The sequence below is a fragment of the Allobosea sp. 05T439 genome (assembly GCF_056396005.1).
In genome coordinates this window covers 1-7,019 of sequence record NZ_JBFTKP010000090.1, presented here as the reverse complement: position 1 = coordinate 7,019, position 7,019 = coordinate 1, and the positions used below count along the sequence as shown (strand labels likewise).

Here is a 7,019-nt window from a genome sequence, read left to right as displayed (position 1 = left end):
CGTGCTGCCGATAACAAGCTCAGAATAACCAGCCGGCTCGTAGATGGAGAAACGGCCGCCATTCGCTGGTCCGCTATTTACGAGGCCGACCTGCATTCCGGGAACATCATCGATCTCGAAAGTGGCGTAGCGCAGAAGATCGCCGCAGCGGTCGCTCAGGCCATCAAGCCCCCATTGCATGCATCGTCGAAGGTCCCCTAAGGATGGTTCGGAAGCGGAAGATCCCGCCGCCGACCGGCAACGATATCGCCCTTTAGAGGTTCGCCGCTCGCGGCGCCTTCTTTGGCTTGAGTCAGCCCACGAGCATCCGCGTTCGTGGTGGCCGCACTGGGAAGCCTGGGTCGAAGCCAAGGATCGCAAGCGGGTGGCCGCGAGGGCGATCGGCGACGGCGAGCTAGTGGGGCATATGCGGACTGTCAAAAAAACTACGTTAAGAAACAAACACTCAGCGGACAGGACGGAACCTCTTGCGACGGAGCGCGCTATGCTCGCTCACTTCAAGGACGTGGTCGGCTCGCTCCCATTCGCGAACGGAACGAGGGCAAAGCAGAAAAGATAAATCCTATATATCCTTTGCGGTCAGCGCCTTGGTGAGTTGGGCAGGCATGGAGGGCACCCGGATGAGAACCACTAGTCTGACCACCGCTACAGTTGCTCTGATAGCCGCTCTCAGCAGCCAAACCGCCTCTTACGCAGCACCGTCTGGCAAGACGATCACCTGCCAGTTCCCGAAGACGGGCACAGTCAAGATCGACTACATAAAGAGTGGTCCGGCAGGAGTGCTGGTGACGATGAAGGGGCACACACGCGCCTACTCTGCGGGCGTCTACTTCCTCAAACCGCCTGACGCGAAGCTGCCAACCCTGACGTTCAAGGACGACATGAAGCGCTGGGCCCTACTCAACGGCAAGATGGAAGAGGTCGAGGTCGCGCAGTGCATGGAGACGCGCCCGTGAGCGTGAGCCTTGAGTTCCTGAAGCGGAAGGGCCTGAAGGTCGACGTGTTCGACAAGCGCGACTTGGGGCGCAACGACCGGTTCTGTTGCCAGCCATCGGGCATGGCCGCATTGGGATGAAGCCGAACATCGCCAAACTAGCCGGCGAGGAGATCGTCTTCGCCGACGAGTCCCGCCGGCACTTCGATGCCGTGATCTACGCKACCGGCTATAGGACTTAGCTTTCCCTTCGTCGGAGCGGAGATCGCCGGTGACGGCGAGGCTACGCACGCGCATTATCGGCGGATCGCAGCGTGGAGCATCCGGGCCTGCTGTTCGCCGGGCTGGTCCAGCCGATCGGGCCGACGATTCCGCTGGTCGAGATGCAGTCGCGCTGGATTGCGGCCATCCTTGCTGGTGTCGTCACGTTGCCGTCGCCGCACCACCAGCGCGCCGAGATCGCCGCGCATCGCGAAGAACAGCGGCGAACCTATCTCGAAGCCGCCCGCTATGCGCTGGAGGTCGACTTCAAGTCCTATGCAAAGACGTTGCGTGGCGACCTCGCGGCTGCGACGGTGGCGCTTCCGCAAACGGGCCGCGAGCGCCCGACCGGAGGGGGGCATGACAAATCAGCGCTGGAAGCGCCGGCCGTATGGCTCGAACTGGGGCGATTTCGGGCCGGACGATCAGCTCGGCCGGCTGAACCTGATCACGCGCGAGAAGCGCCTGCAAGGTTTGGCCGAGGCGACGGAAGGAATATCGTTTTGCCTGAGTCTGCCGCTCGACCGGCCGGGCGGCAACATCCTGAGCCCGCGCCGCTACCCGCCGGCGTTGCGTCCGACGATCCGGGACAACCGACCCAATTTCAACTGCGTGCTTGTCGGCGATGAGAGCGACTGCACCGACGTTTTCAACGACGATCTGGCGATCCTTTATCTGCAATATTCGACGCAATGGGACAGTTTCGCCCATGTCGGCGCCCAGTTCGACGCCGATGGCGACGGCATTGCCGAGCGCGTCTACTATAACGGCTTCCGGGCTGGCATCGAGATTATCGGCCCCATAGAGGTCGGCGATGCAGGGCCCGGCGGTCAGGCCAGTACATCCAGCGCCCGTGCGCTGGGTATCGAGAACATGGCCGCCCACGGCATCCAGGGTCGCGCCGTGATGGTGGATCTGCGCGCCCATTTCGGGGATGAGCGCCGGCTCGTCGGCTATGACGACCTGATGTCGGTCCTGCTGGCCGATAACGTGACGGTCGAGGCCGGTGACGTGCTTTGCCTCCACACCGGCTTTGCACAGTGCGTGCTCGATATGGCCGCGCCGGATCCCGCCATCCTGCTCGGAACCTGCTGCGTCCTGAACGGTCGCGATCGGCGCTTACTGGAGTGGATCAGCGCGAGCGGCGTCGCCGCCATCGCGGCCGACAATTTTGCCGTCGAGGTGGTACCCGCGACCACTGGCGCCGAGCGCTGCTGCTCGAGCTTGCCACTGCATGAGCACTGCCTGTTTAAGAACGGGATACCGCTCGGCGAGCTGTGGCACCTGACGCCGCTGGCCGCATGGTTGCGCGAACATGGACGGTCGCGTTTCCTGCTGACCGCGCCGCCGCTGCGTCTGCCGGGTGCGGTCGGCTCGCCGGTGACGCCGATCGCGACTGTCTGAACCAGAGACAAGGCCATCCTGATGCCAAGCAAGGAACGCGTCCTCATCACCGGCTCGGCCGCCGGCATCGGCCGCGCCACGGCCGAACGCTGCCGGGCCGAAGACTACGAGGTCATCGGGATCGACCGCGACGGCGACGGCATCCAGGCTGACCTGTCAGATCCCGAGTCCACGGCCGCCGCACTTTCGGCCGCCTTGCGGGGCGGGCCGATCACCCGGCTCGTCAACAATGTCGGCATCGTGCGACCGGGACCGGTCGAAGAGCAAAGTTTCGCCGATCTCGACTTCGCCGTCTCGCTGAACTTGCGTTGCAGCCTGCAATGCCTGCAGGCGCTCCTGCCGGGGATGAAGCAGGCCGATTTCGCCGGGTAGTCAACATCGCGTCAAGGGCAGCGCTCGGCAAGGAACGGCGCAGCGTCTATGCGGCGACCAAGGCGGGTCTCATCGGGATGGCCAAGGTGTGGGCGCTCGAACTGGGCGGCCACGGCATCACCGCCAACAGCATCGGGCCCGGGCCGATCCGCACGGAGCTGTTCGAGCGCGCCAATCCGCCGGGAAGCCGGGCGACACAAGCCATCCTCGACGCCCTACCGGTGGGGCGCATGGGAGAGCCGGAAGATATCGCCAACGCGGCCGCCTTCCTGCTCGACGCCCGCAGCGGCTTCGTGACCGGGCAGACTCTCTATGTCTGCGGTGGCATGACCGTCGGCGCAGCAGGTAGCTGAAGGCAGACTATGAAACGGCTGGATTGCAAGTTCGCCATCTGGTCAGGCTGAATGTCAGCATTGTGGAAGTTCCCCGACAGCAAGTCTTGGTGCATCCGGTTGGCCGCAGCGGTTTGATGAATGTCCGGGCTCCATCCGCATTGACGTTGCCCCCAGGTTTTATCCAGCTGTGAGTTTGTTTCTGGCGGTTTGCATGCCCCTTTGGGCGGGTGAAGCGTCGGGCGTCGGCGCACTACGGCGACGAGGATTCGCCGTCTACAAAGCTCAGGGAAAACTCGTGGCGCTATGAGAAAGACGGCAAGAGCCGCCACGGCGATTGGGATCCAAGGCTGCTAAGGAAGTAATTACGCAGCAGCGGCCTCCTTGATGGCCCCAGCAACCCATTCATTGAGGCTCTTGCCTTGGGCCGCTGCTGCAATGACCGCCGCCGCATGATCGTGAGGATCGAGGCGCACGTTGAACTTCCCGGAGAAGTTTCGGTGCGGTTCGATGTTCTTCTCCCGGCACATTTCAAGAAAGACGGCCAGAGACCTGCGGCCCTCCTCGATCAGGGACTGCACGCTTTCGGCGTAAAAGTCGGCCCCACCCTTCAAGCCGAGGAACTCGCCGCGAAACATCCGGATTTCAGGGTCGAACGTCAGGACAGCTTTCTCAGTGTCGATCTCAATCACGTTCTTCATGGTTTCACTCCGTTCTCATCAAGCCATTTGCGGATGCTGGCGACAGCGCCTTTATCGGTATCCGGCGAAGGGTGCGGGCGATGAAAAACGCGCACCTCTCCAAAGAGGAAGACACCTACCCGCGAGCCTTCTCCCTCGCTGACCTCAGCGCCAAGCGCCACGAATAAAGCTTCCATATCGGCCCATCGGATAGAGCCATTTACGGGCCGGGCGTAGCTCAGATCCAGCGTGGCTTTGTGCCGCTTCTTCATGCGAAATTAGTACCGATACTCAGTACCATTTGCAAGGCGGTGCTTGCGTGAAAGCCGCCGGGGCTTCATGAAAAAAAAGTTCGGTTGAATGGCGCTGATGGACGATGCCTTTGCCCTGATCTGCTGCCTCGGCAGGGTCCGGCTGGATTGCAGATAATGGCATTGTCACCGGGTAGCTCCGCGGCTTGTTTTGCCGTCTCCTTCGCCTGCTCCATCCGGAGCGCCCGCGGCTTCCGTCGGGTCTGCGTGTTCCGCTCCGTCGCCAGCTTCCTGAAATGCGCCAGATCGCTGACCAGGCGGGCGTAGGCGGCGACGTTCTTGAGCCGCAACTGCTCGATCACCTCCGGGCCGTGCTCTGCGTCATCGGCGGCGACGATTTCGATGATCGATGCGCCGAGGCGATCGCGGGCGTTGAGCAGGTTCCTTTGCCTCACGGCGGTCCCTCCAGCGCCCGCGCGCGACATGCGCGATTGGTGCGCAATTCTAGCAGGAACTAGCCGGCCGCACCCGGCGAAATGTGAGCACTCTGCGCCGGGACGACGTGCCGGCTCACGCGGCAAAATCCAGGCGCCGGCACCGCGTCGGACGCGGGTTTTCGTGCCGTTTGATGCCCGCAGGCGATCTGATTATGGTCTCGCCCCAAACATGTTCACGCCCACAGGAAGCAGCATGATGCGCGCCTTGGGAATGGTTCTGGTCGCAGTCGCTATTTCGAATGGAATGGTAGCAACTCCAGCAACAGCGGCCGGGGATTTCCCACTTGCCTCTTGCGCTTTGTGGAATGGAACCATCGTCGAGCGAGAGGGCATCGACACCAGAACCTCAATGATCAAGGGCATCGTTACGAAAGCGGATCTTCAGGACTACTGCGAGCGTGACCCAGGCGGCGAGAATCAAGCCTCCCGGCAGCAAGTCAGGCATCAGCCAGTGCGTGGCGCGCCATCTCAAGACCGAGAGCGACGTGGAACTTCTTGCGATGGCGAACTGCCCTGCTGGCTTGCTTGAATTCCAGTACGGTTCCCAAGCGCCACGCCATCTGAAATTTCCGCTTCGACCAAAAGCCGACGTTTCCTGCGCTTCTGGTAATCCGCCGCTGATCGCGCAGTTCAAATTGCTATGTCCGAAAGCAGCCAGTCGGATGCGGTTGAACTAGGAGCCCGTCCGAGTAATCCTCTGGACGGGGTGGCTTCGGGATGATTCACTGGCTCATGGCCAAAGTGTTTCGCTCTTGGGATGTCGATCAGGGCTGGCTTTTGCCGCCCTCGCTGCATGAGTTCGTGCCGCCCGGTCACATGGCGCATTTCGTCCGTGACACGGTGCGCGAAGGGCTCGACCTTTCGGCTATTATCGACAGCTACACCGAGGAGCGCGGCTATCCGCCCTACCATCCCGGCATGATGGTGGCCCTGCTTCTCTATGGCTACAGCCGTGGCCTGTACTCTTCGCGTCAACTCGCCCGCGCCTGCGAGGAGCGGGTCGACGTCATGGCGGTGACCGGCCTGAACCGGCCGGACTTCCGGACCATCGCCGACTTCCGCAAGCGCCACCTCGTGGTCCTATCGGACCTATTCGTGCAGGTGCTGCGTCTGTGCCGGGCGGCAGGTTTGGTCGAGTTCGCACACGTGGCGGTCGACGGGACCAAACTGAAGGCGAACGCCTCGCGCCATAAGGCCATGAGCTACGGGMGGATGAAGACGACGGAGCCTGCGTTGGCCGCCGAGGTTGCACAATGGCTCGATCAGGCGCGCGACACCGACGCGACCGAGGATCAGGTTCATGGCGCGGACCGACGTGGGGACGAGACACCGGACTGGATGGCCGACAAACAGCGTCGGCTGGAGAGGATCCGAGCTGCCAAGGAGACGCTGGAGGCAGAGGCTGCCGATCCGCCGGATCCGGAGGACGAGAGCGGACCAGGCGCATCGTCGGGCATGCGCTGGCAGGGCCGGGCGTTGCGGAGCGAGGACGGTGGACCGCCCGACCGGGCGCAGCGCAACATCACCGACCAGGACAGCCGCATCCTGCCCACGCGCGACGGGTTCGTGCAGGGCTACAATGGCCAGATCGCGGTCGATGCCGCCCATCAGATCATCGTGGCCCACCGGTTGGTGACCAACTCCGCCGACTATCGCGCCCTCGTGCCGCTCATCGACGATGTCCGCGTCCATCTTGGGCGCAAGCCGCGTGAGGTCTCGGGCGATGCGGGCTTTGCCAGCGAGGTGAACCTGGCCGCGTTGAAGGAGAGAGGGATTGCGGGCTACCTCGCCCCAGGCCGTGCGCGCCACGGCGAGGGGAACGCGGTCGGGCGCCGTAGACTGACGAAGATGCCCTTGATGAGCGCTATGGCCGCACGGCTGAAGCGGGCTGGCCGCAGGAGCCGCTACCGCCTCAGGAAGCAGGTGGTCGAGCCGGTGTTCGGGCAGATCAAGCAAGCCAGAGGCTTCCGGCAGTTGCTCCTGCGCGGTCTCGATCAGGTCCGAGGCGAATGGGCAATGATCTGTACCGCTCACAACCTCCTGAAGCTTGCAAAAGCCTCAAGATGACGACCGGGCACCGAAATCTCGCGCCCAGCCTTCCCGTCATAATCGCCCCAAAATCGTTACTCGGACGGGCTCCTAGGTGTGCGGTCTCGGGATGAGATGGTGCGGATTGATTTTGAAGGGTGACGGGTCACTGATCCAGGCGTCGCAGATGGCCTGATAGGGCGTTCGCCATCGCAGCGCCTTGAGATGCTTGGCGAAGTTGTAGGCGGTAACGAAGACCA

Annotated in this window: 12 protein-coding genes and 1 pseudogene; 9 read left to right on the top strand and 4 right to left on the bottom strand. The window is 62.9% G+C overall.

From position 1 onward, the window contains the following. From AC1DIO_RS34870 to AC1DIO_RS34840, 7 genes are all read left to right on the top strand, one after another. Positions 1 to 201 (top strand): hypothetical protein (locus AC1DIO_RS34870; RefSeq protein ID WP_476854908.1); only part of this gene is annotated, 201 nt, incomplete at its 5' end. 419 nt (positions 202 to 620) lie between these two features. Then, complete coding sequence (locus AC1DIO_RS34865) at positions 621 to 956, top strand: hypothetical protein (RefSeq protein WP_476854907.1); 336 nt, start codon at positions 621 to 623, stop codon at positions 954 to 956. Beyond that, positions 953 to 1,075, top strand: a complete 123-nt coding sequence (locus tag AC1DIO_RS34860; RefSeq protein WP_476833232.1) for a hypothetical protein — start codon at positions 953 to 955, stop codon at positions 1,073 to 1,075. The genes AC1DIO_RS34865 and AC1DIO_RS34860 overlap by 4 nt, the downstream gene beginning before the upstream one ends. Before the next feature lie 173 nt (positions 1,076 to 1,248). Continuing rightward, positions 1,249 to 1,824, top strand: a complete 576-nt coding sequence (locus tag AC1DIO_RS34855) for a hypothetical protein (RefSeq protein WP_476854906.1) — start codon at positions 1,249 to 1,251, stop codon at positions 1,822 to 1,824. Next, positions 1,709 to 2,599: a cyclase family protein gene (locus tag AC1DIO_RS34850; protein ID WP_476854909.1), complete on the top strand. Its 891-nt coding sequence runs from the start codon at positions 1,709 to 1,711 to the stop codon at positions 2,597 to 2,599. The genes AC1DIO_RS34855 and AC1DIO_RS34850 overlap by 116 nt, the downstream gene beginning before the upstream one ends. A 21-nt stretch (positions 2,600 to 2,620) precedes the next feature. Then, complete coding sequence (locus tag AC1DIO_RS34845; RefSeq protein WP_476833230.1) at positions 2,621 to 2,971, top strand: SDR family NAD(P)-dependent oxidoreductase; 351 nt, start codon at positions 2,621 to 2,623, stop codon at positions 2,969 to 2,971. Beyond that, complete coding sequence (locus AC1DIO_RS34840) at positions 2,920 to 3,324, top strand: SDR family oxidoreductase (protein ID WP_476769047.1); 405 nt, start codon at positions 2,920 to 2,922, stop codon at positions 3,322 to 3,324. Before AC1DIO_RS34845 ends, AC1DIO_RS34840 begins: the two co-directional genes overlap by 52 nt. A 344-nt stretch (positions 3,325 to 3,668) precedes the next feature. Here AC1DIO_RS34840 and AC1DIO_RS34835 read toward each other — a convergent pair whose 3' ends face one another. The 3 genes from AC1DIO_RS34835 to AC1DIO_RS34825 form a co-directional block, all read right to left on the bottom strand. Further along, positions 3,669 to 4,004 carry a type II toxin-antitoxin system HicB family antitoxin gene (locus tag AC1DIO_RS34835; protein WP_476769046.1) on the bottom strand — a complete coding sequence of 112 codons (336 nt, stop codon included), beginning with the start codon at positions 4,002 to 4,004 and terminating at the stop codon, positions 3,669 to 3,671. Next, on the bottom strand, positions 4,001 to 4,255 hold the full coding sequence (locus AC1DIO_RS34830; protein ID WP_476854905.1) for a type II toxin-antitoxin system HicA family toxin: 255 nt from the start codon (positions 4,253 to 4,255) through the stop codon (positions 4,001 to 4,003). Before AC1DIO_RS34830 ends, AC1DIO_RS34835 begins: the two co-directional genes overlap by 4 nt. Positions 4,256 to 4,320: 65 nt before the next feature. Next, a complete protein-coding gene (locus AC1DIO_RS34825; RefSeq protein WP_476854904.1) occupies positions 4,321 to 4,689 on the bottom strand; it encodes a hypothetical protein in 369 nt (122 codons plus the stop codon). 440 nt (positions 4,690 to 5,129) lie between these two features. Between AC1DIO_RS34825 and AC1DIO_RS34820 the strand changes: the two genes are divergently transcribed. Further along, the gene (locus AC1DIO_RS34820; RefSeq protein WP_441638061.1) at positions 5,130 to 5,408 is read left to right on the top strand and encodes a hypothetical protein; all 279 of its coding nucleotides are present in this window, start codon (positions 5,130 to 5,132) and stop codon (positions 5,406 to 5,408) included. A 55-nt stretch (positions 5,409 to 5,463) separates the two neighbouring features. Continuing rightward, positions 5,464 to 6,798, top strand: coding sequence for an IS1182 family transposase (locus AC1DIO_RS34815; RefSeq protein WP_476854903.1), 1,335 nt, complete (start codon positions 5,464 to 5,466; stop codon positions 6,796 to 6,798). 72 nt (positions 6,799 to 6,870) lie between these two features. Here the strand turns inward: AC1DIO_RS34815 and AC1DIO_RS34810 are convergent. After that, positions 6,871 to 7,019: pseudogene (locus tag AC1DIO_RS34810) on the bottom strand (IS481 family transposase); the annotation flags it as partial.

Excerpts from the sequence above, each read along its gene's own strand:
- AC1DIO_RS34865 (WP_476854907.1), top strand. The coding sequence starts at position 621 with ATGAGAACCACTAGTCTGACCACCGCTACAGTTGCTCTGATAGCCGCT.
- AC1DIO_RS34845 (WP_476833230.1), top strand. The coding sequence starts at position 2,621 with ATGCCAAGCAAGGAACGCGTCCTCATCACCGGCTCGGCCGCCGGCATC.
- AC1DIO_RS34840 (WP_476769047.1), top strand. The coding sequence starts at position 2,920 with ATGCCTGCAGGCGCTCCTGCCGGGGATGAAGCAGGCCGATTTCGCCGG.
- AC1DIO_RS34835 (WP_476769046.1), bottom strand. The coding sequence starts at position 4,004 with ATGAAGAACGTGATTGAGATCGACACTGAGAAAGCTGTCCTGACGTTC.
- AC1DIO_RS34830 (WP_476854905.1), bottom strand. The coding sequence starts at position 4,255 with ATGAAGAAGCGGCACAAAGCCACGCTGGATCTGAGCTACGCCCGGCCC.